Genomic DNA, 25,526 nt, shown 5'->3' on the forward strand with positions numbered 1-25,526 from the left:
TTAGTCCGCAGTTCGACGACCAAAGGGAGTAACCGTAGCGCCGCAGCTTTGCTGCGGAGGCCCCAAAAAAAACTAGCCAAAAACCACCTCAGTAAGTTGTTCTTTTTGGAGATAAGTTTGGGCAATGCGCATCACCTCGGAGGCGGGCATAGCTAGGGTAGCCTCTACCAATTGGTTGTAGAAACTAGCGTCTAGGCCCGATAAAATCAGCTCTTTCCAGACTTCTGAGAGATTGAACACCCCATCTGTAGCGGAGAGAAACATTCCGAGTGAGTAATTTTTGAGCATCTGCATCTCTTCCTCGGCTACGGGCTCCTCTTGTAGTCGTTCTATTTCCTTATAAATCTCGGTCAAAGCCGCGGTTTTCACCTCCTTGGCCACATCCGTATAAATATAGAAATAGCCGGCATGCCGCATCAGCTCCTCCGCCGAGTAGACGCTATAGGTATAGCCCTTATCTTCTCGAAGATTTTGCATCAGGCGGGCGCCATAATAGCCGCCCAAAAGCGTATTGGTAAAATGGAAGGCCGCATAATCTGCCGACTTTTGCGAAAGGGCTCGGCGGCCAATGCGGATAGAGGCCTGTTGGCTTTCGGCCTTGATGGCGGGATAGTGAAAGACGCCCATTTCGGCTGGGGGCAAAAGCAAGGAAGAACCCTCTGGGCTTGGCCCTTGAGGCAGGCGGCTTAGCTCTGTTTTGAGCAAATCCATGCTTGCTGCATCGGTTTTTCCGCTAACAATCACTTGGCAATTATTGGCCAAAAAGCAGCGGCGATGATGGGCCAAGAGCAGCTCTCGATTAAGCAATTTATAATCTTCCGCCTCGCTATTATAGCCATAGGGATGTTCGCTACCAAAAAGCTTTTCGGTAAAGATGCGATAGGCTTGCAACTCATTTCGTTGGAGCTGAATGCGTAGTCTTTGCTTGCTCAACTGCTTAAATTGGTCCAGTTCTTCTTGTTCAAACTGAGGATCTAGGAGCAAATCCATGACCGCCGGCAGCAATTTGGGCAAATGTTTAGACAAGCAATAGAGGCGAATACTCAAACCATCGAAATCGTCAGAAATCTTGAGCTTAGCCCCATAAAAATCAAAGAAATCGGCTAGTTCATCGGCTGTGCGTTGGCCAGCCCCTGCCTTGAGCAGGGCGGCAGTAGCTCGGGCCTGCAACTTATGTTCTTCAAACCAGCGGCCCGCCTGAAATAGCCATTCGATTTTGAGGACCTCTTGGCTGCCCATTTGCAGCTCGTGCAAAATGAGGCCATTGGCCAGTTCTTGCCGCTCGGGAGCGGGCAGAGGCAACTGGCGGATCTGATGTATAGGGGGCCTTTGGGCCAAAATATTTTTCATTACTGTGTTTTTCTAGGATCGTAATTGGGGTTAATGGCTTTCCAGCGGCGGCCATATTCTTGGGCCTTTTGCTGGGCGGCAGCTCCTCCCCCATTTTCGGCTAATTGAGTATAGGCCGCTTCTAAGTTGTAGAGGATCGCAATATTGTTGGGCATAATGGCCAGGGCCTCCTCAAAATAGCGGGCCGCCAACTGAGGTTGTTCACCAATGCCATAGGCAATGCCCATCAGACGGAGGGTTTCAAAGTCTTGGCCATTGCTGAGGGTATAGGCCTTTTGTAGTTCATTGACGGCCTCCTGCAGTTTATTCAGTCGCTGGCCCAATACTCTGGCCTTATCTCGATGCGCAACGGTCATGTTATTATTTACATCGGGATGATCGGGCCGATAGACCTTGACCTGATTGAAGCAGGCAATGGCCTGATCGAAGAGTTTTAGGGCTTCTTGGGCCGCATTCTGTTGCTCCTTCAATTCGCCCATATAAATAAAGGCATTGCCTTGCAACAGCCAAGCATTGGTATAGCTGGGGTGCAGCTCGATTGCCTTGGCCGCATGGCCTTGGGCCTTTTGCAAGATGCGCATTTTTTCGGCGGCGGGCATTTTGGGGTCTTGAATGCGTTCTTGTAACACCCCAGAAACCGCATTGTTGAGCTTAGCGCTATTGGGCGAAACCTCTATATCGGTAGTAAAGAGGGTATAATCATCATACCAGGCCGGATTTCGGTCTATGGTTTTATAGGCATAGAGGGCCGAAACAAAGAGCAGGCTCCAAAGTCCCATAGAATAGTTTTTCACCTCTTCTTTATTGTCAGGCATGCTGCGCAAGAGGGCCAAAATCCCCAAGGCGGATAACAAACTAAAGCCGATAGAAGGCATAAACATAAAGCGCTCGGCCATATTGGTCCCAATGGGGAAGAACAAATTGGAGACCACCGAAAAAGTAGCCGCATAAAAGATCAGCGCAAAGGCGTAGGGTTTTCGCTTGAGCAAACCCATAAAGGCCCAAACGGCCAAAGCAATATGGAACAATAAAATCAGGAGTACCCAAGGATCTGTTAGAGTTGGAATTTCATTTTTGGCCCCACGGATATGCTTAGGATAATAATCATTGGTCAATGGATGTGGAAGCACCAAAAGACGGACATATTCGCCCCAGGTATAGAGCACCGTTCCATAGCGTTCTGAATCGCTAAAGGGGACATATACCTGCGTTTTGCCATCGGGGGCGGGCGCCAATTTGAGGTAGGGATCATTCATTAGTTCGACGGCGGGCTCTGTTTTGCCATCCCAACCAATGGCGGGATTGCGCATGCCAAACCAAAAAACGGCGGCGGCCACCACAAAGGGAACCGTCCATATCAATAATTTGTCGAAGCCCAATTGCTTACGGAAGAAGTAGAACGAAAGCGGGATCAAAACGATAAAGGGGATGGCACTTTCCTTAGAAAAGAGGGCCACAAAAAAGGCCAAAATTGCTCCGCCGGCATAGAGAAAGCGCTTTTTGGGCTGGTCCACGGCTTTAAGGCTCCAATAGGCCGCCAAAATAGCGCCTAGGGTCACCATAATTTCATCTCGGCCCTTAATGTTGGCTACGGCCTCGGTATGCAAGGGGTGGGCGGCAAAGAGCAGGGCCGTGGCAAAAGCCAGAAAATGCAACAGCTTTTTATCCTTGATTTGAGGATCAAAAAGGGCCATGATCCAGAGAAAAAGGACCACCACCAACAAACCGTATAAAATGGCATTGATAGCATGGCTAATTTCGGGATTCCCATCATAGAGCTGTCGACCTTTTTCGTCTTTGAGCAGATTGCCCTGCGCATCCTTGGCCGGCTTCCCAAACAACTGCATTTCTAGGGCAAAGGTGGCCAGGGTAAATGGGCGATAACGGCCCCCTGCCACCAAATTCCGTTTGCCACCAAAAAAGCCTACAAAAGTATCTTCTCCCCAAATGCCCGACATCCCTTTTAGGCCAAGGCGAGTAAACTGATTTTTCTGAATTACAATGCTATCATCTACGGCATATTGGTGGCCCAAGGTATTGGCATAAAGCAGAAAAGAGACAATAAATAAAAGGTAAACTTGCCAATTGGTCTTTAGCCAAAAGCCAGCTTTAGCCGCAGTTTTCGCCTCTACTTTGGGGGCTGGCTGGACTTTGGGCGCCTTTTTAGGCGGTTGTTGTTTTTTCTTTTTTGCCATATCATCAAGTCAATCAAATCATAAAAAAGCTCATCTACAGCCAGTTTTGCTATAGATGAGCTCAATATTAAGAAAAAAGCGGCGCATAGAAAACATTTACCTAGCTACAAGCATCAGAAGCGCTTGTTTTTCCAAACTGCTGTTATTTTGGGGCCTGCCACCTTCGGCGGCCGGGCCCTTGCCGGGCTCGCAGGTCTGCTCGGCCCTGCGGGCTCATTTCATTTCGCCCTGGGTCTGCCGCTACGCGGCACCCTTTCAGGCCCCTAGGCCATTTGGCCTTCGGCCATGGGCTGCAGGTTGAAACCAGCAGCCAATTTAGGAACAGCACAGCCAGCTCCTTCCGCTAAAAAAGCAGGGGCTTTTAAGCCGCTGCGACAAGAAATACCTAGGTCCAACAAGAATGGCTGCGGCCTTTAGGCTGCAGACAAACAGCCTAGCGATGTGCAGCAGTGGCCGTCAGGCCAGACCAAGCAAAAAACTTGTTTTTTTGCGCAGGGCCGAGCGAGCAGCGAGCTGCGACAACCAGCCTCGAAGAGGCGCCAGTTCGACGACCAAAGGGAGTAAACGTAGCGCCGACGAGCGAAGCGAGGCGGAGGCCCCAAATCCTAATAATTTACCACCTCTACGGTATCTAAGCCCAATTCTAGTTGCAGATATTTGCTTAAATTTTGGGTGTATTTATCGGCTTGGCGGCTATTTTTCCAGTGGATGAGGGCCGTGGGCAGGGTATCTGTAATGACAGAATCTTGGAGTTGGCTACTTTTGACCACCTCACTTAGGCCGATGGCCTCAATGTCGGGATAGAGGGCTGCAATTTTGCGAGAAATATTGTCCAGATTGGCCTTATGGATAGGATGTTGGGCCGCCTTCATGCGGGCGATCTCCTCTCTTAGTTCACGGATTTGGCTTTCTCGGCTTTCGATCTCCTCGGTTTTTCGGCGATAAATCTCCTCATATTTACTCACATCAAAATTTTGTTGAGGGAGATCAGTTGGGCGTTTTTCGGTAGACTGATGGATATCGAGAAAGGTATGTTCTAGCTCATAGTTTTTCAGTTTTCGGCTAAACTCTGCAATGCGTTCATCGCTAAGTTCTTCACCAAACATAATCACCTCAATGACCGAGGAATCGCTAGCGTACTTGGCCTTATATTGCAGGACCTCACTTTTCTCCATCATCATGAGGTTTTCGCTAACAAAGTCTTTAACTCGGCGGGTAAAAATCGCCTCATTGACCACATGAATAGCCGTAAAGACACTGGGCACTACGGTCACCACAACGATGAGTAAAATGGCCCATTTCATTTGTTTTTCCCGCTTCTTATCGAGGAACTCAATTTGGGGAAACTGCAAAGAGCGCACGACAATCATGGTCGTCAGGGCAATAAAAATAGAGTTGATAAAGAAGAGATAAAAGGCGCCCATAAAGAACTCCACTTGCAGGGTGGCCAAGCCGTAGCCCGCTGTACAAAGCGGAGGCATAAGGGCGGTAGCGATAGCCACCCCTGGAATAGCATTACCTCGGTCGCGGCGAGAGCTAGCCACAATACCGACCACCCCACCCAAAACGGCAATCAGCACATCATAGAGGGAGGGTTGCGTTCTGGCGATCAGCTCGGCGGTAGGTTCTTTGAGGGGAGAGAGCAAAAAGTAGAAAGCTGCGGCACCGATACTGAGGACAATCATCAGGACCAGGTTGCGCAAAGAATATTTGAGCGTACCGAAATCATTGGTTGCCACGGAAAAGCCCACCCCGACAATCGGGCCCATAAGGGGCGAGATAAGCATGGCCCCGATGACTACTGCCGTAGAGTTGGTATTGAGTCCGATAGAAGCGATCAAGCAGGCAAAAATGAGGGCCCAAAGGTTTCCTCCTCTAAATTCGATGCTCTTTTTCACGTTCTCGGTGGTTCCGGCTTCATCGGTATCCAGATGCAAGCTAAACAAGCGGGTAATCTCATCCCAGAGACGCTTGAGCAAATAGGTAAATGTATTTGGCATAGTATGCAATTTTGAAATGGACTATCAAGATACAAAAGCGATTTAGTTTTTTGTCTCTTATAGACCCAAATGGCGATTTTGGTCACAAAAAAAGAGCAACTGAAAAACAGTTGCTCTTTTTGCTTTAGGCTCTTGAGGGAATTAAACCGTCATGAGTTCTTCTTCTTTTTTAGCAAAGATGCTATCCACCTGCTTGCTATACTTATCGGTTAGGTCTTGGACCGTTTGCTCGCTGCGTTTCCCAGCATCTTCGGGATAGCCTTCTTTAACGGCGGCTTTTACCTCTTGGATGGCATCGCGGCGGGCGTTGCGGATACTCACTTTGGCATCTTCTGCAAAGCCAGAAGCTTGCTTGACCAATTGCTTACGGCGTTCTTCGGTAAGTGGTGGCACGACCATACGGACCACCTCTCCATCGCTTTGAGGAGTAATTCCCAAATTAGCGGCATAGAGAGCTTGCTCTACCACAGAGACCATTTTCTTTTCAAAGGGTTGGATAACGAGGGTACGAGCATCGGTTGTTTTGATCCCAGCCACTTGGTTGAGTGGGGTGGGCATACCGTAGTACTCTACTTTTACGTCGGCTACCATTTGAGGGGTAGCTTTTCCTGAGCGAATCTTGAGGAGTTCACGCTGAAAGTGGACAATACTGTTTTGCATGCCTTCTTCGGCAGCTTCTAGGGCTAAATCTATATCTTCTTGCATAGCTTAAATGGTAATTATAAGGTTGGAAAGGAAGCTGTTGCTCAGCTTTTTCGCAAAGAACGCTGCTATATTACGACTTTTGAGGCTATTTTTCAATAGAACTTATTTAAGAACTATGAAAATGGGGGGCTACAAACGCTGCAAGGCCACCAACTTCGCATAAACCCCATTTTGGGCCACTAAGGCCGCGGGGCTTCCTCTTTCTACAATTTTGCCTTCTTGCATGACTAAGATTTCATCGGCTTGTTGGACCGTAGACAGGCGGTGTGCAATAAGCAGGGCGGTGCGCTCTTGCATGAGCTCATCTAGGGCTTTTTGTACAGCCTGTTCCGATTCGGCATCTAGGGCCGAGCTGGCCTCATCCAAAATCAGAACCTGTGGGTTGCGCAGTACCGCTCGAGCAATGGTCAGCCGTTGCCGCTGTCCCCCACTGAGCTTCATGCCTCGGTCCCCAATATTGGTTTGATAGCCCTCTTCTTGCTCCATAATGAAGTCGTGGGCAAAGGCAATTTTGGCCGCCGCTTCTACTTGCTCTTTTGTTACATCGGGCAGACCAAAAACGATATTGTTATATATGGTATCATTAAAGAGAATGGCATCCTGAGAAACCATCCCAAACAAGGCCCGCAAATCTTGTAAGCGGTAAGCCGAAAGAGGCTCGCCATCCAAAAGGATTTCGCCAGCTTGGGGCTCATAAAAACGGGGAAGTAAATCGGCAATGGTTGATTTTCCAGAACCCGATACGCCCACCAAGGCGATGGTTTTCCCTTTTTCTAAGCGAAAACTCACTCCATCCAATACTTTTTGGTCCTTTTCATAACCAAACTGAATGTTCTTTACCTCTATAGCTTCTTTGAGCTCACTAATGGGCAAGGCATTGGGCTGCTCATCAATTTCTCTGGGCGCTTTGAGGATTTGGTTGAGGCGATCGGCTGCAGCTCGGCCCTTTTGCACATCATAAAGGGCGGTGGCAAAGGATTTGGCGGGATCAATGATATTGTAAAACATCAAGATGAACATCACAAAGGTGGAGGCATCAAAGGCGCCATCAAAAACCAGATGTCCACCATAGAGCAAAAGGGCCGCAATGACGCAAATGCCCAAAAATTCGGTTAGCGGAGAAGAGAGGTCCTTGCGCCACTGAATCCGATTGCTCACATTCAGATAATAGCTATTTTCTTCGGCAAAGCGCTCTCGCTGAAAGCCCTCGGCCCCAAAAGCTTGAATCACTCTTAAGCCCCCAATGCTCTCTTCTATTTGAGAGAGGATGCGGCCCAGACTGGCCTGCGCCTTGGCCGAGTTTTTCCGCAACACCTTACCCAATTGGCCAATAATAAGGCCCACAAAAAGGAAAAGCCCAAAAGAAAAACCCGTTAGTTCTGGACTGATATAGAGCATCACACCTACCGAACCAATTAAGGTGAGGGGCGAGCGGACCAAAGTTTCTACCGAACGCAGCACGCTCCATTGTAGCTCTTTGACATCCGAGCTGAGTCTCGACATCAAATCGCCTTTGCGCTCTTGCGAAAAGTAAGAAAGCGGCAAACTCATCAATTGGCCAAAAACGGCCTGCCGCAAATCTCTTTCGATGCCGTTTCTTACGGGGGCCATGACAAAAAGGGCCAAATAGCGGAATATATTCTTAAAAAAGAAGGCCCCAATCATGATCCCACAAACCCAAAAAAGGGCCGCGGGTCGCCCATGCTCCTGCATATACATAATCAATTCCCGATTGAAGAAAATTACCCACTGATCGCTCCAACTTGCCGTAGGATCTTGGGCGGGCAGGCTAGGCATTTCCTCCTTAAACAGAATATCGAGAAAGGGCCCTAAAAGCATGAGCGAAAAGATGCTAAAAAAGGCGGTTAGGGCATTAAAAATCACATTGAGAACGCCTAGGAAACGGTAGGGTTTCAGATAGGCTAAAACGGCTATAAATGCTTTCATTTTCAGGCCCATTTGGGCAAATTAGTGAAGACTAAATAACTGGGGTTGGGGGGCAAAGCTGCCAAAGTACAAAACAAAATGCAATAGCGGCTCATCTTGGCCGCTTTTTGGTCCATCCCCGCCAAGGAGTAGAGGAGAACGCTATATTTTTGGATGTTTTGGGGCTGCCCACTCGCTGCGCTCGGGTCGGGCCATTTCGCAGCTCGCAGGTCTGCTCGGCCCTGCGGCGGCAAGCCGCCTTGGTCTGCCGCCTTCGGCGGCCCTGCTACAGCCCCTCAGCCGGCGGCTTCGCCGCCTGCAAAACCGTTTAGAAAAAACGAAATGAATAAACGGGCCGAAGAAACGCCCCAAGAGTAAAAAGACCGTGGAGCGGCCTAGCGATGTGGAAGGGTGGCCGTCAGGCCAGACCCAGCGGGCGAAGCCCGCGCAGGGCCGAGCAGACCTGCGAGCCCTGAAACGTAGCGCCGCAAGGCGAAGCCGCAGCGGAGGCCTCAAAACAGCAAACTTTTTTTTTAAAAAAACTATCTTGAGCACACTTATTTTTTTACTAAAACCCACTTATGAAACAGCTCTTTTTCTTTCTGCTTTTAGTTATTTCCCTTTCTTCTTGTCAGAAAATTATGCTTCGTTATTATGGGGTGAAGCAGCCCAAAGAGGAGACCGCCAGCAGTTTATACGACTATTTGCGAAAAAAAATAGCGGTCGATAGCCAGCAGATTGCGCATTTTGCTGGTTATCAGCAGTATGCGGAATTTGAACCAGAGGCGCCAGAGGTGTACATCTTCAATCGGGAGGGCTATCGCTTGCGCTATAAGCCAGATAGCATAGATTGTTCTGGGGGATTGACCTTATTTTTGGAAGAGTGGGAGCAAATGGATAAGCTAGACATTGATAGCAGTTTGCAATTGTCTGATTGGGCCCCTTTTTTTCAGCAGGCTTTTAGCCAAAAGAGCTATAGCATGGCTGAAGATAGCGACTATGTATTTTTTATTTTCTGGGGCAAATTTATGGGCCGCATCAACCAATCGGCTTATGATTGGTACGAGCAGATTGAGGCCATCAATGCCAAGGGAAAAGAGCGTTTGGAGCTACAGATGATTGCTGTAGACCCCATTGAAGGCTGGGAAAAGCCTGAAAAATAGGCGCTAAAAAGCGAGAATCAAAAAATGGGAGTATAGCGCCAAGCTATACTCCCATTTTGCTTTAGTCTTCCATCAAGACCTCATAAATATCGTCTAATTCATCAAAGGATTTGTAGCCGACTTTTTCCTCTTCGCCTCCTTTGAGGGAGAGGCCTTTAATGCCCAGGGCCAGAATATCGTCTAGCTCTGAGGCCTCGAAAGGGAGGCTGAGGCAGAGCGGATAAGTTTGGGCCAGCTCGGCCAATTGGGCTTTTTGTTGGGGGGTGAGGTCCTTCCAGTGCATATTATTGCGCTCTAAGTCGAGCAGGAAGAGGGTGGTATAGGCTTGCCATTCGGCATAAGTGCTAGCCAAATTAGAGAGATCGTCTAGGGATTCTAAAACATCCTCCTTAATAATTTGGGTATGTTGGGCCAATTCTTTGGCGGCGGATAGGCTAGAAAAGGGGCCAAGTTGAATAGCTTGCAGGCCTAGTTTTTCGATCCAGGGCAAGAGTTCTTCGGTTTGGTTGAGGCCCATAAACTCCCCAACGATTTGGGGGCCCACCAGCCATTCCTTCATGGCTTTAAACTCCGTAATAGAAAGGGCTTCGGCAGCATTGGGGTCAATACAGAAGCCCATATATTCTACGCCCCAGGCGGCAAAATAGCGGGCGTCTGTCAGGTTGGCCATTTGAGAGGCCTTAATCATTGTTTTTAGCATGCTGGTAGATTGAAGTTTGGGCAAAGGTAAGCAAGCGCTTTTATTTCTCCCATTTTGGGCCTTTTAAATATGGGCCTGCGGGGCGAGACAAGCTCCTATTTTTTTCTTAAATTGAGGAAAACAGAATATTATGCAAAAATTCCTATGGATCTTGTTTTTGGCCCTTCCCCTCTTTGTTTTGGGCCAAGACAAAAAGCCCGACCCCAGTTTGGATTGGGAGCGTTTTTTTATGCCTGGAGTGGGCTATACCAGTTTTATCCCCCAACATGGTCTAGATAGCCTAGGCTTGTTTCATGGTATCAATGCCCAGATTGTGATTTTCAGCATTGGGAGCTCCGATAAGTATAGTCCGGGGCATCTTCGGATAGAGGGGCGCTACAGCCAGTTGGGCAGTAGCAAGCAAGGGGGCGAAAACCTCAGTTATTGGGGATTTTCGGTTTTGGGTTCTTTTGAGCGGGGAGTTCGCCGGCATTTTATGGTGCCTTATTATGGCTTGGAGCTAGGCGGCATATCGAGAAGTTCGGCGGAGCAGGGCTTTCAGTTTAGTCCACTTTTGGGTTGTAATATTTATCAGGCCGAGCGAGTGTTGGTCCATATTCAGGCCCAATATCCTTATGTAAACAACAAAGAATTTGACCAATACAGTGGTCTTCAACTTCAGGCGGGCGTTTCGGTGGCCGTTTGGTAAAATCCCCTATTTATGCGATTATATTTATTGCTGCTCTTTCTGTGTAGCGGCTGGGCCTTGCAAGCTCAAAAACAAGATAGTTTAGCCATTTGTAAACTGCGTCCAGATTATTCCTGGGAAGCTTATGCGGTTCCTGAAATAGGTTATGATTTTTACACCCCACTCAATGATAGTTTGGGACAGGCCTATCATGGCCCAAGTTTTCGCTTTAGCTTCTATCAGTATAGTTATGATGATGAAAGCTGGGGGCCCGCCTACCTAAATTTGTATGTTCGTTTGCAGCGTTTATATGAAACAGAAAAAGGCATTAGTCAGCAATTTTTATGGGGACTTGGTGCAGAGTTTTCTTTTGAAACAGGCTTATATCGCTCTTTTTTCGTGCCTTATTTTGGGGCCGATTTAGGAAATATGGGCCGCTCTGATCTGGGCAGTAGCTTTCAGTTTAGCCCCGTACTAGGCCTTAATATTTTGCACAATAAGCGCGTTTCTTGGCGCATCAATAGCCGCTATAGCTTTGCCGCTGGCGAGCACAATAGCTCTCTAAGTGGCTGGACCCTAGGCAGTAGCATACAACTTAACTTTTGGTAAATCCCCTTTATAGGAAAATGCTTTCTTTTCTCTTTTTGCTGCTCCTCCCCTATTGGGCCAGCGCCCAGGAGCAAATCAATAAACGCCCTAAAAAAGAGTATCTGGATGAGGCTGGCCGCCTCTTTGCCCCGGCCCTTGGCTACAATGCTTTTTTCCCTACCCAATACGATCAAACGGGGCCTTTTCATGGTCCTGCTTTTGGCTTTGAGCTCTTTAACCAAACGATCGACAATGATTTTGCCCCCGCTCAATTTGCCTTTTTTGCGCAGTTTAGCCAGTTGCAAAGCCTAGAACAAAGCGATATCCGCATGCTGTTGGTAAATTTTGGGGGCCGTTTTTCTTTTGAACGTCAGTTGAGCCGCCGTTTTTTATTGCCCTTTTTTGGGCTAGAGCTGGGCGGAGTCGCTCGCAATGATGTCAATTAGGCCCCTCATTTGAGCCCCTTTTTGGGCCTAGAAATTTATCATGGCGAGAACTGGGCCTGGGAGCTCAAGGGCAGCTATGTCAATGCCCTAAGCCCCGATATGCGGCAACTAAGCGGGGGATTACTGCATACGCATGTCTATATCAATTTATGGACAACAGATTAGGACTTGGGGCCTCCGCCTCCCTTCGGTCGTCGGCGGTTACTCCCTTCGGTCGTCGAACTGCGGCCTAAAGGCCTTGTTGTCGTTGCGCAGCTCGCAGGTCTGCTCGGCCCTGCAGCCGCCTTTGGCGGCTTTGGTCTGGCCCTTCGGGCCACTGCTGCACATCGCTAGGCCGTTTGGCTGCAGCCATTCTTCTTGGGCCCAGGTCTTTCTTGCCGCAGCGGCTTAAAAGCCCCTGCTTTGTTTATGGAAAGGGAATATTTGATTTTCAGGTCCTTCGGCTTGTAGGCCAATTGTTAGCGAGGCCTTAACTTCATGAGGGTTTTAACCCTCATTTATAAATCATTGCGAAGCAATACCGTTGTTGCTGTAGGTTTCAACCTACAGTAAAAAGGGCCGAAGGCCCGCCGGCAAAGGCCAAATAGAAGCCCTGCCACTTCTATCCTTTGCTTTAATTTCTTGTTATTCTGCGTTATTTTTCTCAGCCATAGCTAGGGCTATGCCTTTAAAAAATGCCTTGACTAGCCTGAAATTTTTATCAAAGGATGGCCGAAGCGCAGAACTTCCATTCGGCCTAGGGGCCTGAAAGGGGGCCGCGCAGCGGCAGACCTAGGGCGAAATGAAATGAGCCCGCAGGGCCGAGCAGACCTGCGAGCCCTGCAAGGGCCCGGCCGCCAAAGGCGGCAGGCCCCAAAAAAATAATCATCAACGCAAAATGACCGTCTTTAACTGAGCAGCTAGTTCGGTTTGTTGGGCCTTAAGCTTTTGGTGAATTTTGAGGTGTAGAATGAGCTCCTCCATTTTGTCGGGCTGGCTTTGGAGCTGCTTAATCTGTTGTTGGTTTTCGGCCAAAAGGCGCTCTTGTTTGTGGAGTTTGAAGCGCAAAATACCGCTTTTGGCATCGGCCACATGGTTTTGCTCGGGCATTTCTTGGGAGTTGAGGTAGACATTTAAGCGCTCCCAACCAGGCGAATAAATATAGGGATCGGCCAATAAATTGATGGCCAATTGGGCCAGTTCGGCCTTGGGATGTTGAGTAAAATAGTTAGAATTGATGGGCTCTCCCTCCTCCAAACGATCAATGCAAAGCTCAATGATTTCGGCATAAAGGGGGTGGTCAAACTCATCGAGTAGCGCGCCCATATCGAGCAGAATAAACTCGGCCAGAGTATCGGCTTCCTCGGCATCGGGCCAGGCTCTATCGCCAAAATTGATCAGCAGGCGCAAAATATCTTTTTCTTGAAAATGGCCCAAAACGGCAGCGGGACCAGTTTGTGGGTCTGTAGCGGGGCCGGCCATATTATCGGGAGCGTACTCCCCTTCTGCATGGGGGCCAAACTGGTCCTCCTCCATAGGCGGGGGCAATTCGCCTGGGGCCAACTGTTGTTTTTGCTGATTTTTTTGTTGGCGGCGGGCCTGTTGGCGTTCCTCTCGGCGGGCATCTTTTTCGGCATCTGCCTGTGCCTTAGCAATGCGTTTATTGACCTCAATATGAAGAATTTGCTCACTAATTTCGAGTCGTTGGGCGCAGCTGCGGACATAAGTAGCTCGTTTAAGGCTATCGGGGATTCTGGCGATACTGCCCACGATATCTTGCAGTAATTCGGCACGGGCCAAGGGGTCATCGGCCTTATCCTCCAGCAAAAGATTCATCTTAAAGAGGATAAAATCGGTAGCCTGTTGTTCTAGGTATTCTCTAAAGGCCTTGAGGCCCACCTTCTGCAGGTAAGAATCGGGATCTTCGCCTTCAGGGACCAGAACCACCTTAGCGTTCATATCTTGCTCCAGAATCAGATCGAGTCCACGCAAAGCGGCCTTAATTCCGGCCTTATCGCCATCGTAAAGTAGGGTCAGATTAGGCGTATAGCGTTTGACCAATTGGATTTGGCCAGGGGTGAGTGAAGTCCCCGAAGAAGCCACCACATTTTCGATACCCGCTTGGCTGAGGGCCAGCACATCCATATAGCCCTCCACCATATAGCACTCCTTCGCTTTGACGATAGCTTGGCGGGCTTGGTAAATTCCATAAAGGATTTTGGACTTTTGGTAAATATCGGATTCGGGCGTATTGAGATACTTAGGTTGTTTCTTATTGTTGCCCAGCATTCGGCCCCCAAAGCCGAGGACTTTTCCCGATAAATTATGGACCGGGAACATGACGCGGGTTCTAAAAAAGTCATTGCCGTATTGGGTGGCGAGTCCAGCTTTTTGGAGTAGTTCTAAATCGTAGCCTTTAGCTTTTGCGGTTTGTAGCAGGTCGCTATTTCGGCCATTGGCAAAGCCCAACCCAAAGCGGTCGATTGTTTTTTGCAGCAGACCTCTTTCCTTAAAATACGAAAGGCCAACCGAGCGGCCATAATCCGTTTGCATTTGGGCGGCAAAATGCTTTTGTGCAAAGTCGTTGATAATATAGAGGCTATCGGCTTGGCGTTGTTGTTCCTTATATTCCTCGGAGCTTTCCTCCTCTTCAATTTCGATATTATAGCGTTGGGCCAAAAAGCGGAGGGCCTCGGGATAGGAAAGAGTTTCGTGTTCCATGACAAAATTCACGGCATTTCCACCTGCGCCACAGCCAAAGCATTTATAAATGCCTTTGGCTGGAGAGACCGTAAAAGAGGGCGTTTTTTCGCCATGAAAGGGGCAGAGACCGATCAGGTTGGCCCCTCTTTTTTTGAGGTGGACAAAATCGCCTACCACATCTTCGACCTTTACAGTATCGAAGATTTCTTGAACCGTCTTTTCTGAAATGTACCCCATTGAGTGCTCCTTTTTTTTGCAAAAGTACAGCTTTTTGGGGGAAGGAGAAGGTTTTTTTAGGATGGATAGGGCGCAAATCGCCCGCAGGCCACAACAAAGCCTTTAGTCCGCAGTTCGACGACCGAAGGGAGTAAACGTAGCGCCGCAGCTTTGCTGCGGAGGCCCCAAAAAGAAATATTCTAAATATATCAACCTAATAATAAATTATAACTAGCAATTAAAAAGATATTTTATCTTGGACGGATTTTTCTAATCACCAAATCCCCTAGCCCTTATGAAAGCCCTATATTACCTTTCTCTAATTAGTTTTTTCTTTAGTTCTTATAGCTATGCGCAAAATATTTCGGGTCAATTAACTACAGCGGAAAATGAGCCCATGAACTTTGCCCTAGTTTACCTTTATCAGGCAGATGGAGCGTTAATCAACGGTGGGTTTCCAGATAAAAATGGGCAGTTTAAGTATGAAGATTTGGCTCAGGGCTATTATAAAATAGCAATAGATGGTGGGGTGGGATTTAAGAGTTATGAGTTTGACTCTTTATTGGTGAGTGATAGTATTTCCGTAAATCTTGGTTCATTGAAGATAGAATATGCGGAGGGCGTAGTTATTCAGGCCAAAAAAGTAAAGCCTGTTTTAGAGATTGATGTAGACAAAACTATTTTGAATGTAGCGGATAATTCTTTGTCTACTTTTCCGTCTACAGCGCAAGTTTTAGCTTTGGCTCCTGAGGTGAGTGTACAAAACGGGGCCATATCGGTTTTGGGCAAGGGAAACATTCGTATTCTCATCAATGGCAAGCGAACCAATTTAAAGTTAGAGAACATTCAGCCCAACACTATTTTGGCGATAGAAATCATCAGTAACCCCTCTGCCAAATATGATGCGGATGTGGATGCCGTAATCAATATCTTATTGAAGAAGGGGACTTTAGAGGGAGTACAGGCTAGCGTTTACAGTAAATATACACAGGGAATATATCCGAGAACTGATCTTGGTGCCTCCATTAATTATAACAAGAATAAGTTTAGTGCTAATCTTAATGCGGGCTATGACTACAATAAAATTCGATCCGTAACAAAAGGCCAGAGAGCCTTTGAAGTTAGTTTACCCTATTATTATTCTAATACCTATTTACAGCAAGACCAATGCGCGAATAACTTCTATGTCAATGCTGATTTGAGTTGGAATTTTGGGCCTCAGCATCAATTGACTCTATCGGGGGAATATTCTACCAACAATGCGCCTGCGGAGCAAAATGTAAACAATCAAAGTGATTATTTTGGTGGAGATCCAACTGTTTCTTTAAGTACTGCTGATTCCTTTTTACAGAATCAAACCCATACTCAAAGTCAGTCTAATAACTACCAGGCCCAGCTCAATTACCATAATCAATTCAGCGAACATTGGGGGATGACCGCTGCTATAAACTATATGCAGCTTCAACCCTTGAGTTTTAATCAGTATAATTTTGATTTTATCAATCAACTTGATCCTGGCCAAAGTTTTAATTTCAGTTATCAGTTGGCCGATACGAGTCGGGCTAAACTGCTCATTAGTCAGCTAGATTTTGATTGGAATAAAAATGCGCATAGCATTTCCTTTGGAGCCAAGCATAGTTACATCAATAGTTACTATAGTCTCTTTTTTAAGAACAACGACATCAATTTTACGGGAGAAGACAACCAGTTTGAGTACGACCAAAGTATTTATGCTAGTTATATAAGCTGGAAATCCTCTTGGAAGCGATGGCAGTGGAGTTTAGGTATGCGGGCAGAGCATAGTGATTTGGCAGGAGCCGACCGTTTAGGGCTGGCTAGCCAGCAAAAGCGTTTTGATTTATTTCCTTCGGCCTCTGTTCTTTGGTTCAAATCCAATAAGCATATTTTTCGATTTGCTTATAGTAAGTCGATTCAGCGGACAGGTTTCTTTGACCGCAGTCCTTATCGATATTACACCGGTTTGTACACTCAATTTCTGGGGAATCCCAATCTTCGTCCACAAATTACACATAGCGGAAGTTTGAGTTATATTCTGAATGGCCAGTTTATGTTTACTCTTTTTCAGAATGAAATGATTGACTATATCAATCAAATTTCTGAGCGAGAAGGCAGTTTAGAGCGTTTTCAAAACATCAACTTTCAGAATTCAACCTTTGGGCTTTCTATTGGAGGACAACTGCCGCTAAAAAAATATGGACAGCTTAGCGTTAAGGTCAGTCCAACAGGAATTTATAGTCGCGGGATGGCTCAGGGAGAAAACTTCAAGACCTTATCCTTTAACACCAACTGTTATTTGATGCATAGTTTTAGCCTTTGGAACTGGATACAGGTGGATATTGTGGCCAATTATAGTTCCCCTATGGCAATAGCCATTTATGAGCGCAAGCATCTTTTTTATATGGACATCAATCTGCGCAAGCGTTTTTTGCAAGACAAACTATCGGTCTCGCTTTATCTAGCTGATATTTTCGGGACCAATGTAGAGCGCAATAGCGTTGATTTTTATCAGCAGAAAATGCAGGTTAAGCATTATCGAGATGTACAGACCCTGACGCTTTCGTTGCAGTATAACTTTAATTATGGCCGTGAACGAGATATTTTTTCCGTAGAAACTATGGATGAAAATACATTGGAGCGGGTAATAAAGTAGGGCTGTAGAAAAGGCCAAGGGGATTCTCCCTTGGCCTTTTTTGTTTTGTTGCCTACAACAACTCCCCCTCTACCCCCATCCCAAACAGAGCAAAATCATACTTTGCAGGATCTTCAGCACAAAGCGTTCTAGCAGCTTGCCCCAACTCCAAACAAGCCGCCCAATCGTCTTTTTCTCGCTGCAAAAGCCCCAAGGCCCTCGCCTGCCGACCGACATGCACATCTAATGGAAGCAGTAGTTGCGCAGGCGAAATTTGCCGCCAAAGCCCAAAATCTACACCCGCCTCATCTCGGCGGACCATCCAACGCAAAAACATATTTAAACGCTTACAAGCCGATTTCCGCGCAGGAGTAGCAATGTGTTTTCGGGTCCGCTGAGGGGCCTCTTCCAAGGCAAAAAAGTCTTGCTCAAAGCCGAGCAAAGCCGGCCCAACATGCTCATCTTCTGGCCCAAGATGCCGCGCAAATGCCTGCTCCAAACTATCCTCTTTTTGGTAATATTGCTGCAACCAATGCAAAAAATAAAGGGCATCCGTGGGCTGAAAGGTCCGATGCTTAAAGTCCAAAAATGCCTTGCGGTCCGCCTCCTCATGGTTGACAATAAAATCATGGGGCGCATAATCCATCAACTCCAATAAACGCTTTCCACTCTTAATGATGCTGGCCCGACGCCCCCAAGCCAAAACAGCCACCCAAAAGCCAATAATCTCCCGATCAGCCGCCTTGCTCAAACTATGCGGCAAACTAATCGGATCATCTTTGATAAAATTTGGTCGGTTGTATTGCGCCACTTTTTCATCCAAATAGGCCTTAATATCTTTCATTTTTTTTGTTTTTGGGGCCTCCCGCCTGCGGCGGGCGCTACGTTGCGGGGCTCGCTGCTCGCTCGGCCCTGCGGCAGCAAAGCTGCCTGGGTCTGGCCCTTTGGGCCACCCCTCCACATCGCTAGGCCAAATGCGCTAAAAAAAAACTTTGGCCCTCTTCAAGAGGACCAAAGTCGAAAACTAAACCCTAAAACCCATGAATAAACTTTAAATGCGTCATAAGCGCATGAGCTGACTTAAATTAACCGCTCCATCAGGAGCTGTCTAAGTTGCTTAAGTTCTATTAGTAAACTACACTCTCCAAAAAAGGTTGAGCCTTTTTTCATTTTTCTTTCCAAACTGGTCCTTCTGCATCTAGAAGGCGCGAAGCGCCTGGACTAGCGATGTGTAGCAGTGGCCGTTAGGCCAGACCAAGGCCGTCAGGCCGCAGGGCCGAGCGAATAGCGAGCTGCGAAACGTAGCGCCGCAGCTCTGCTGCGGAGGCCCCAAAAACAACTAGTTCTCAATGGGAACTATAGGCCGCCGAGCGAGCTTTAGCAAAGAAAAAAATGAAAACAGTAAATTATCAGGATTATCTGGCGGGGATTCCGCCAAAGGGGCAGCATATTTTGGCCCAAGAAAGAGGCAATGAAATTTTGGTGTATCAGGCATTTCGGCCCGAAATTGCCCAGTATGCTTTGGCGCATCAGCAGTTTGGGGGAGCGCATTACAGCTTTTCGAGAATGACATGGATCAAGCCCAACTTTTTGTGGATGATGTTTCGGGCGGGTTGGGCCAGCAAAGCAGGCCAAGAATATATTTTGGGCATTTGGATCAAAAAATCGGGTTTTGAAGAGATTTTGGCCCAATCGGCTTATAGCTCTTTTAAGGCCGAAATTTATGCCGATCGAGAAAGCTGGCGCAAAGATTTGGAGCAGAAAAAAGCCCGTTTGCAATGGGATCCCGACCATAATATTTATGGCGGCAAAGAAGAACGCCGAGCCATCCAATTGGGCATTAAAGGCGAGCTATTGCAACAATTCAATCAAGAAATGATCGTAGAAATTCTAGATTTGCGGCCCTTTGTTTTGGCCCAAAAAGCAAAAATTGATGCGGGGCAGCTCAGCGAATTGCTGCTGCCCGAAGAAAGGGTATTTAGGCCCAAAAATGAGGAATTAGCTGCCTTTTTGGGCCTAGATGAGGGTTAAGCGCCAAAGCGTTCCTTCAATAAAGCTTGCAATTCAAAAAGTTGGTCGCGATATTGAGCGGCGGACAAAAAGTCGGTGGCCTTGGCCGCCTCTTTCATTTTACGGCGGGCCTCTTCGATCGCTTTTTCTAGCTGTTCCTTAGACATCGTTTTGAGGATCGGATCTTCAGCCACCATATTTTGCTGCTCGTTTTGCTCATATTCCTTGCCTTGCAGGCGGCCATCTAGGACCGAGCTTTGGCGGCGAATTTCATCCTTAGATTTGAGGACCGTAGTGGGCGTAATGCCGTGTTTTTCGTTATAAGCCATCTGAATGCTGCGGCGGCGATTGGTTTCATCTATCGTTTTTTGCATAGAAGGCGTCATCTTATCGGCATAAAAAATTACACGGCCATTGGCATTACGGGCGGCCCGTCCTGCGGTCTGTGTGAGTGAGCGTTCATTGCGCAAAAAGCCTTCTTTATCGGCATCGAGGATAGCGACTAGGGCCACCTCGGGTAGGTCCAAACCTTCACGGAGAAGGTTGATTCCAATCAGCACATCAAACTCGCCTAGGCGGAGATCTCTCAAGATTTCCACTCTTTCCAAAGTGTCTACATCCGAGTGAATATAGCGACAGCGGATATTATATTTTGCCAAATATTTTGCGAGTTCTTCCGACATCCGTTTGGTAATGGTCGTGACCAACACCCGTTGATCTTTGCGGGTCGCGCTGCGGATTTCGTCCATAAGATCATCCACTTGGTTGATGCTGGGCCGCAACTCAATGGGCGGATCGAGTAAGCCCGTGGGGCGAACGATTTGCTCCACCACTTCGCCCTCTGTTTTTTCCAATTCGTAAGCGGCGGGCGTAGCGCTCACAAAAACCACCTGTCGCATCAGGCTTTCAAACTCCATAAAGTTGAGTGGGCGGTTATCTAGGGCCGAGGGCAGACGGAAACCGTGTTCGATCAAAGACATTTTTCGGGCTCTATCGCCGCTATACATGGCTCTAAATTGCGGCATCGTCACATGGCTCTCATCCACAATCATGAGAAAATCCTCTGGAAAATAATCGAGTAGGCAGAAAGGGCGGGCGCCAGCTTGGCGGCCATCAAAGTAGCGAGAATAATTTTCTACGCCAGAGCAATAGCCCAATTGGCGCATCATTTCTAGGTCCATATTGACCCTTTCCCGCAGGCGTTTGGCCTCTATATGCTTGCCTTCATCCTCCATATATTCATAATGTTCACGGAGTTCATCCTCAATTTGTCGAATGATTTGCTGCATACGATCTTTGGGGGCCACATAAAGGTTGGCGGGAAAGATAGCGACCACGCTAAGGTCTTCTAATTTTTTGCCTGTTTCGGTATCTATACGTTCAATTTCGTCGATTTCATCGCCAAAAAAGCTAAGGCGGAGACCATAATCGGTATAAGGGAGGTTAATATCTAGGGTATCGCCTCGCACCCGAAACTCTCCTCGTTCAAAGCTATTTTCACTACGGGCATACAGGCTGTCTACCAGTTGGTAAAGCAGGCTATTTCGGCTAATATTTTGGCCAACTTCTAGGCGCATCACGCCTTTTTTATAGTCTTCGGGGTTTCCCATACCATAAATACAAGAAACCGAGGCCACCACCACAATATCTCTGCGGCCCGATAATAGCTGAGAGGTAGCTCTTAGGCGAAGTTTGTCCACCTCATCATTAATGGCCAAATCTTTCTCAATATAGGTGTCGGTAGAAGGCACATAAGCTTCTGGCTGATAGTAATCGTAATAAGAAACAAAGTACTCTACCGCATTATTTGGAAAAAACTGCTTAAACTCGCCATACAATTGGGCCGTCAGGGTTTTATTATGCGTTAAGATCAGGGTAGGCTTTTGCAACTCCTGAATCATATTGGCCATAGTAAAGGTCTTTCCAGAACCCGTTACCCCAAGCAAACACTGGTAGCGCTCCCCTCTGAGGGCGGCTTCTACCAATTCTGCAATAGCCTTGGGTTGGTCGCCAGCTGGCGAAAATGGAGAGTGGATCTCAAACTGCATAACTTTGGGCATTAATGAGGGGCAAAAATACGACTTTTGCCTTAGGCGCAATCAATATTCATCCTATCTTTTATTTTAAAAACAAATCTTATGCGTATCAGTTTGTTCATGGGCCTCTTACTGCTCCTTTTTTCCAGCTCGGCCTCGGCCCAAAAGATCAAGTTTTCTGTTGACCATCCCATTGTTCAGCGGGTCGTTAAGGCCGCTCTCAAAGAATATATTCCGAAGGTGCGGAAGAAAAACGAGAAGATCAAAGACATTCAGTTTAAGTCGACCAAAGCCGGAGAAGACTATAATAAAATCAAGGGCACCGTTTTATTTGACAAGCCGGGCAAGGCTTTGGGCAATGGCAATTACCGCTTTAAAATGAAGATCGGCAACAATTTGCTCAAGCCCGAAATCAAGAGCCTAAAGCTGCAGGTGGCCCGCATTTGGTTTATTCGATTCTACAAAAGAGTGATTTAATTTTTTTGGGGCTGCCCCGGCCTTTGGCCGGGTCGGGCTGTGCCGCAGCTCGCAGGTCTGCTCGGCCCTGCGGCGGCTGCGCCGCCTGGGTCTGGCCTTCGGCCACTGCTTTCCATCCCTCAGCCAAGGCGGCTGCGCCGCCTTTCTGGACCAAAACAGCCCCAACTAGCGTGCTAGTTGGGGCTGTTGTTTTTAGGCCAATGGGCGGTTATTCCCAAATAATATCACATTGGTCATGATAAAGCCCTACCTCTTTGATCTGCTCATAGGAAAGCTTTGTTCCAGAAACATCCAAATACAATAGGCTGGCTTTAGAGGCCCAAACCTTGGGCAATTCATTATAAGGCATATTGGCTATTTCTAGTGATTCTAGCTTAGGGAGCTGCGCAATAAAGGCGGGAAACTCATAGACCAGATCATCTTCCAAAAGGTCATCAATACTGGTACAAGAAGAAATATTGAGGCTAGTGAGGGGGAGTTTTTCCATTCCTTTAGGAAAAACCAGCTTTTCATTATTAGAGAGGTCCAATTCTTCTAATTCTTGGAGTTTTGCCAAAGAAGGATGAATTTTATCAATCATATTGGCATCCAAGTAAATGCTTTTCAACTTTGTGGCGCCGGTAAAATCTGGCGTACTAAAAAGCAGGCAACTACTCATATAGAGTTCTTCTAAGGCGGGCATATATTGGCCCTTAAAGAAATTGGGGCCCATAATATTTTCACTAAGATAAAGGAGCTTTAGCTTTTTCATGGGCGCCTCCAAATTATTCACAACAATCAGGTTGTTATCTAGGTGTAGCTCTGTTAAGTTGGGAATTTGGGCAAAAAAGGCGGGAATTTCCCCTAGGGTATTATTGCTCAGCAATAGCTCTTCTAATTGTTGAAGTTGCGTTAAGCTTTCGGGCAACTCGCCAATTTCATTTCCAATAAGGCTCAATTCTTTAAGTTGGCTGTAGGCCATAATTTAGCTAGGGATCTCCGTCATGCCGCAATTATCCAAGCTCAGGTAATGGAGTTGGGCCAATTGTTTGGGCAATTTTTGAATTTTTGTGCGATTTACAAACAGGTCCTTCAAGCCTTCGGCCTGAATATCTAGCGTATGCAGGGGGTTGTCGCTTAAATCTAGGTTTTGCAAATTGCCCCCAAAAGAAAGCTTCATCTCTTCAATTTTATTTTCGCCTAGGTCTAGGTAATTTAGAGCTGGAAGTTGGCCCAAAACCTTGGGGCATTCCTTAAGATTAAGGCGAAGCAACTCTAATGTTTTGAGCTTTTTCAGGCTAGCAAGAGCGTTCCAATCGGCGCTGGCCATGGCTGTATTTTTAGATAAATTGAGTTCTTCTAGGCTTGGGATGGCTGCAATTTGCTTTAGGGCCTCTGGACCAAGTTGGTTACTGGCCAAATAAAGCGTTTTCAGCTTAGTCAATTGGCTAAAACTAGAGGGAAGCGTCTGTATGGCGTTATCGTCTAGGTCCAAATATTCCAAATTGGGGAACGCCCCCCAAATGTCGCCGATTTCGCTTAGTTCAATCCCATTCACGCTCAATTCCTTGAGGTTGGTAAAGGCCTTTAGGCTTTCGGGAAGGCGGCTAAAGCTCTCTTCTGAAAGGTCGAGGATATAGACTTCTTTTGGATTAGCGGCTAGGGCTTCTTCTAAAGAGTAGTACTCTCCATCTTCTTGGGCCAAGATGGGAAAACTGGCCAAAAGCAAAAACAAGAAGGGTAAATAAAGGGAATTCGTTTTCATGTTTATAGATTTTAAATGTTACTAATGAGCTAATTTACTGATAATTGTGCCAACTGTTTCCAAGTTGTTAAAATAGTATACTTTTAGCGCAGAGCGCCTCTTTTTTTGGCCTTAAATAAAGTATAACAGCCCCAACTAGCGAGGCAGTTGGGGCTGTTATTTTAAACTAATTAGCGTTTATTATCTAACAATCGTGCATTCCTCTAGATCAACTCCAATCTCTTTGATCTCTTTATAAGGCAGCTTTGTTCCAGAAACATCCAAATAGTCTAGGATCGCTTTAGAGGCCCAATTATCAGGTAATTCAGCATAAGGAACATTGGCTATTTCTAGGAATTCTAGATTCCGTAATTTGGCGATAAAGGCCGGAAATTCGTAGATAGCCTCCTCCTCCTCAAAAGCATCTATACAAGAAGAAATATTAAGGCTAGTGAGGGGGAGCTTCTCCATCCCTGCTGGAAAAATTAACTCATCATTACCAGAGAGATCCAATACTTCTAGTAATGGGAGCTCTGCCAAAGAAGGATGAACATTACTTACACTATGGTCATCCATATAAATAATTTTCAACTGATTTGCCCCAGTAAAATCTGGCGTATTATAACAGTTGCCTCGACTCATATAAAGCTCTTCTAAGGCTGGCATATACTTCCCCTTAAAGAAAGTTTCCTTCATTGTCACCATATATTGGTTAATACTAAGTACCTTCAGCTTCCTCATTGGCTCCTTTAAACTATTAACCCTCAAAAGATTACTATCTAAATTTAACTCTTTTAAGTTAGGGAGTTCGGAAAAAAAGGCAGGAAGTTCTTCTATTTCATTACCACTTAGGTCTAGTTTTTCTAGATGCTGAAGTTGAGTTAAATTTGCAGATACTTCACGCATAATAGTACCACGAAAAACTAATTCTTTAAGTTGGCTATAAGCCATAACTTGAGAAGGTATATTGGAGTGTATAGAGCCCTGCAAATTGAGGTAAGTCAGTTGATCCAATCGCTTAGGAAAACTGCGAATTGGAGTAAATCCGATCAATAAACTCTTTAAACCTTTAGCCTCAATATCCAGATGTGTTAAACGCCCCTCACTTAGGTCTAAGTATTCTAAGTTTGGGCCAAAAGAGACGTTAATTTCTTCAATAAGATTCATGTGTAGGTCTAGATAGGTCAAGGCAGGCAGTTGAGCAAAGACTTTAGGAAAGTCTTTAAGCCAGCAGCCACCCAGCTCTAATTTTTTGAGTTTTTTCAGGCTAGCAAAGGCATCCCAATTGGCCGAACGAAATGTTGTATCATTAGACAAGCTGAGTTCTTCTAGGTTCTTAAGGGCTGCAATTTGCTTGAGGGAAGCTGAACCAATTCTGCTATGAGACAAAGAAAGCGTTTTCAGTTTGCTCAACTGGCTAAAGCTGGGGGGGAGTTCTTCAATACGATTATCGCTTAGGTCCAAATACTCCAAATTGGGAAAAGCGCCCCAGATATCGCTCAACTTGCTCAGTTTACTATTGTTTATCATCAATTCCTTGAGATTAGTAAAGGCCTCTAGGCCTTTGGGAAGGCCGCTGCTAAAGTTCTCTTGTGAAAGGTAGAGGCCATAGACTTCTTTGGGGTTAGCGGCTAGGGCATCTTTTAAAGAGTAGTACTCTCCATCTTCTTGGGCCAAGATGGGTAAGCTGGCCAAGAGCAAGAATACAAAGGCCAAGAAATAAGAATTCGTTTTCATGTTTATAGATTTATGAATGCAGAACGAATTGGCCAACAACAGGCCCTAAACGACAGGCCTATGCTTCGTTGTTTTTCAACTCATTCAATGTATACACTAAAGCAAGTAACTAATTTTCTGGCCCATGCAGCCAGCTGTACTGAACTTGTTTAGGCTGATGACTTGGCGCTAGTTAGGCGGCGAAGCCGCCCCGGCTGAGGGATGGATAGCAGTGGCCGAAGGCCAGACCCAGGCGGCAAAGCCGCCGCAGGGCCG

20 protein-coding genes are annotated in these 25,526 nt (G+C 46.7%); 8 read left to right on the top strand and 12 right to left on the bottom strand.

Annotated features, from left to right (window positions below; translation table 11 throughout):
* Positions 1-72: 72 nt before the first annotated feature.
* From OP864_RS06755 to OP864_RS06775, 5 genes are all read right to left on the bottom strand, one after another.
* Positions 73-1,350, bottom strand: coding sequence for a M16 family metallopeptidase (locus tag OP864_RS06755; RefSeq protein WP_270100483.1), 1,278 nt, complete (start codon positions 1,348-1,350; stop codon positions 73-75).
* A complete protein-coding gene (locus tag OP864_RS06760) occupies positions 1,350-3,545 on the bottom strand; it encodes a tetratricopeptide repeat protein (protein WP_270100485.1) in 2,196 nt (731 codons plus the stop codon). Before OP864_RS06760 ends, OP864_RS06755 begins: the two co-directional genes overlap by 1 nt.
* Before the next feature lie 605 nt (positions 3,546-4,150).
* Positions 4,151-5,545: a DUF389 domain-containing protein gene (locus OP864_RS06765; RefSeq protein ID WP_270100486.1), complete on the bottom strand. Its 1,395-nt coding sequence runs from the start codon at positions 5,543-5,545 to the stop codon at positions 4,151-4,153.
* Positions 5,546-5,686: 141 nt separating this feature from the next.
* Complete coding sequence (gene frr, locus OP864_RS06770) at positions 5,687-6,250, bottom strand: ribosome recycling factor (protein WP_270100487.1); 564 nt, start codon at positions 6,248-6,250, stop codon at positions 5,687-5,689.
* A gap of 129 nt (positions 6,251-6,379) precedes the next feature.
* Positions 6,380-8,197: an ABC transporter ATP-binding protein gene (locus OP864_RS06775; protein ID WP_270100488.1), complete on the bottom strand. Its 1,818-nt coding sequence runs from the start codon at positions 8,195-8,197 to the stop codon at positions 6,380-6,382.
* A 560-nt stretch (positions 8,198-8,757) separates the two neighbouring features.
* Between OP864_RS06775 and OP864_RS06780 the strand changes: the two genes are divergently transcribed.
* Positions 8,758-9,339 (top strand): hypothetical protein, encoded by a 582-nt coding sequence (locus OP864_RS06780; RefSeq protein WP_270100489.1) that lies wholly within the window; start codon positions 8,758-8,760, stop codon positions 9,337-9,339.
* Between the two features lie 61 nt (positions 9,340-9,400).
* Here OP864_RS06780 and OP864_RS06785 read toward each other — a convergent pair whose 3' ends face one another.
* Positions 9,401-10,063, bottom strand: coding sequence for a beta/alpha barrel domain-containing protein (locus tag OP864_RS06785; RefSeq protein WP_270100490.1), 663 nt, complete (start codon positions 10,061-10,063; stop codon positions 9,401-9,403).
* A gap of 106 nt (positions 10,064-10,169) precedes the next feature.
* Between OP864_RS06785 and OP864_RS06790 the strand changes: the two genes are divergently transcribed.
* From OP864_RS06790 to OP864_RS06805, 4 genes are read left to right on the top strand one after another with little or no spacing between them, the layout of a single operon-like run.
* Positions 10,170-10,727, top strand: coding sequence for a hypothetical protein (locus tag OP864_RS06790; protein WP_270100491.1), 558 nt, complete (start codon positions 10,170-10,172; stop codon positions 10,725-10,727).
* A 12-nt stretch (positions 10,728-10,739) separates the two neighbouring features.
* Positions 10,740-11,315 carry a hypothetical protein gene (locus tag OP864_RS06795; RefSeq protein ID WP_270100492.1) on the top strand — a complete coding sequence of 192 codons (576 nt, stop codon included), beginning with the start codon at positions 10,740-10,742 and terminating at the stop codon, positions 11,313-11,315.
* 17 nt (positions 11,316-11,332) lie between these two features.
* Positions 11,333-11,740: a hypothetical protein gene (locus tag OP864_RS06800; protein WP_270100493.1), complete on the top strand. Its 408-nt coding sequence runs from the start codon at positions 11,333-11,335 to the stop codon at positions 11,738-11,740.
* Between the two features lie 9 nt (positions 11,741-11,749).
* On the top strand, positions 11,750-11,905 hold the full coding sequence (locus OP864_RS06805; RefSeq protein WP_270100494.1) for a hypothetical protein: 156 nt from the start codon (positions 11,750-11,752) through the stop codon (positions 11,903-11,905).
* Positions 11,906-12,607: 702 nt separating this feature from the next.
* On the opposite strand, the gene dnaG is transcribed toward OP864_RS06805, so the two are convergent.
* Complete coding sequence (gene dnaG, locus OP864_RS06810) at positions 12,608-14,659, bottom strand: DNA primase (protein ID WP_270100495.1); 2,052 nt, start codon at positions 14,657-14,659, stop codon at positions 12,608-12,610.
* 274 nt (positions 14,660-14,933) lie between these two features.
* Between dnaG and OP864_RS06815 the strand changes: the two genes are divergently transcribed.
* Positions 14,934-17,309, top strand: coding sequence for an outer membrane beta-barrel protein (locus OP864_RS06815; protein WP_270100496.1), 2,376 nt, complete (start codon positions 14,934-14,936; stop codon positions 17,307-17,309).
* Positions 17,310-17,361: 52 nt separating this feature from the next.
* Here OP864_RS06815 and OP864_RS06820 read toward each other — a convergent pair whose 3' ends face one another.
* Positions 17,362-18,132: a TIGR02757 family protein gene (locus tag OP864_RS06820; protein WP_270100497.1), complete on the bottom strand. Its 771-nt coding sequence runs from the start codon at positions 18,130-18,132 to the stop codon at positions 17,362-17,364.
* A 548-nt stretch (positions 18,133-18,680) separates the two neighbouring features.
* Between OP864_RS06820 and OP864_RS06825 the strand changes: the two genes are divergently transcribed.
* Positions 18,681-19,319, top strand: a complete 639-nt coding sequence (locus OP864_RS06825) for a DUF4291 domain-containing protein (protein ID WP_270100498.1) — start codon at positions 18,681-18,683, stop codon at positions 19,317-19,319.
* Here OP864_RS06825 and uvrB read toward each other — a convergent pair.
* On the bottom strand, positions 19,316-21,346 hold the full coding sequence (uvrB, locus tag OP864_RS06830; RefSeq protein WP_270100499.1) for an excinuclease ABC subunit UvrB: 2,031 nt from the start codon (positions 21,344-21,346) through the stop codon (positions 19,316-19,318). The two genes, OP864_RS06825 and uvrB, sit on opposite strands and share 4 nt — an antisense overlap.
* Positions 21,347-21,436: 90 nt before the next feature.
* On the opposite strand from uvrB, the gene OP864_RS06835 reads away from it, so the two are divergent.
* Positions 21,437-21,811, top strand: coding sequence for a hypothetical protein (locus OP864_RS06835; protein WP_015692121.1), 375 nt, complete (start codon positions 21,437-21,439; stop codon positions 21,809-21,811).
* A 208-nt stretch (positions 21,812-22,019) separates the two neighbouring features.
* On the opposite strand, the gene OP864_RS06840 is transcribed toward OP864_RS06835, so the two are convergent.
* The 3 genes from OP864_RS06840 to OP864_RS06850 form a co-directional block, all read right to left on the bottom strand.
* Positions 22,020-22,772 carry a leucine-rich repeat domain-containing protein gene (locus OP864_RS06840; RefSeq protein ID WP_270100501.1) on the bottom strand — a complete coding sequence of 251 codons (753 nt, stop codon included), beginning with the start codon at positions 22,770-22,772 and terminating at the stop codon, positions 22,020-22,022.
* A gap of 3 nt (positions 22,773-22,775) precedes the next feature.
* Entirely contained in the window at positions 22,776-23,555 is a 780-nt protein-coding gene (locus tag OP864_RS06845; protein WP_270100502.1) for a leucine-rich repeat domain-containing protein, read from the bottom strand.
* Positions 23,556-23,735: 180 nt separating this feature from the next.
* On the bottom strand, positions 23,736-25,271 hold the full coding sequence (locus tag OP864_RS06850; RefSeq protein ID WP_270100503.1) for a leucine-rich repeat domain-containing protein: 1,536 nt from the start codon (positions 25,269-25,271) through the stop codon (positions 23,736-23,738).
* Positions 25,272-25,526 lie beyond the last annotated feature (255 nt).

It is taken from the genome of Saprospira grandis (genome assembly GCF_027594745.1).
Lineage (GTDB): Bacteria > Bacteroidota > Bacteroidia > Chitinophagales > Saprospiraceae > Saprospira > Saprospira grandis.

Coding starts and splice junctions, on each gene's coding strand:
- OP864_RS06755 (WP_270100483.1), bottom strand. CDS start 1,350: ATGAAAAATATTTTGGCCCAAAGGCCCCCTATACATCAGATCCGCCAG.
- OP864_RS06760 (WP_270100485.1), bottom strand. CDS start 3,545: ATGGCAAAAAAGAAAAAACAACAACCGCCTAAAAAGGCGCCCAAAGTC.
- OP864_RS06765 (WP_270100486.1), bottom strand. CDS start 5,545: ATGCCAAATACATTTACCTATTTGCTCAAGCGTCTCTGGGATGAGATT.
- frr (WP_270100487.1), bottom strand. CDS start 6,250: ATGCAAGAAGATATAGATTTAGCCCTAGAAGCTGCCGAAGAAGGCATG.
- OP864_RS06775 (WP_270100488.1), bottom strand. CDS start 8,197: ATGAAAGCATTTATAGCCGTTTTAGCCTATCTGAAACCCTACCGTTTC.
- OP864_RS06780 (WP_270100489.1), top strand. CDS start 8,758: ATGAAACAGCTCTTTTTCTTTCTGCTTTTAGTTATTTCCCTTTCTTCT.
- OP864_RS06790 (WP_270100491.1), top strand. CDS start 10,170: ATGCAAAAATTCCTATGGATCTTGTTTTTGGCCCTTCCCCTCTTTGTT.
- OP864_RS06795 (WP_270100492.1), top strand. CDS start 10,740: ATGCGATTATATTTATTGCTGCTCTTTCTGTGTAGCGGCTGGGCCTTG.
- OP864_RS06800 (WP_270100493.1), top strand. CDS start 11,333: ATGCTTTCTTTTCTCTTTTTGCTGCTCCTCCCCTATTGGGCCAGCGCC.
- dnaG (WP_270100495.1), bottom strand. CDS start 14,659: ATGGGGTACATTTCAGAAAAGACGGTTCAAGAAATCTTCGATACTGTA.
- OP864_RS06815 (WP_270100496.1), top strand. CDS start 14,934: ATGAAAGCCCTATATTACCTTTCTCTAATTAGTTTTTTCTTTAGTTCT.
- OP864_RS06820 (WP_270100497.1), bottom strand. CDS start 18,132: ATGAAAGATATTAAGGCCTATTTGGATGAAAAAGTGGCGCAATACAAC.
- OP864_RS06825 (WP_270100498.1), top strand. CDS start 18,681: ATGAAAACAGTAAATTATCAGGATTATCTGGCGGGGATTCCGCCAAAG.
- uvrB (WP_270100499.1), bottom strand. CDS start 21,346: ATGCAGTTTGAGATCCACTCTCCATTTTCGCCAGCTGGCGACCAACCC.
- OP864_RS06835 (WP_015692121.1), top strand. CDS start 21,437: ATGCGTATCAGTTTGTTCATGGGCCTCTTACTGCTCCTTTTTTCCAGC.
- OP864_RS06840 (WP_270100501.1), bottom strand. CDS start 22,772: ATGGCCTACAGCCAACTTAAAGAATTGAGCCTTATTGGAAATGAAATT.
- OP864_RS06845 (WP_270100502.1), bottom strand. CDS start 23,555: ATGAAAACGAATTCCCTTTATTTACCCTTCTTGTTTTTGCTTTTGGCC.
- OP864_RS06850 (WP_270100503.1), bottom strand. CDS start 25,271: ATGAAAACGAATTCTTATTTCTTGGCCTTTGTATTCTTGCTCTTGGCC.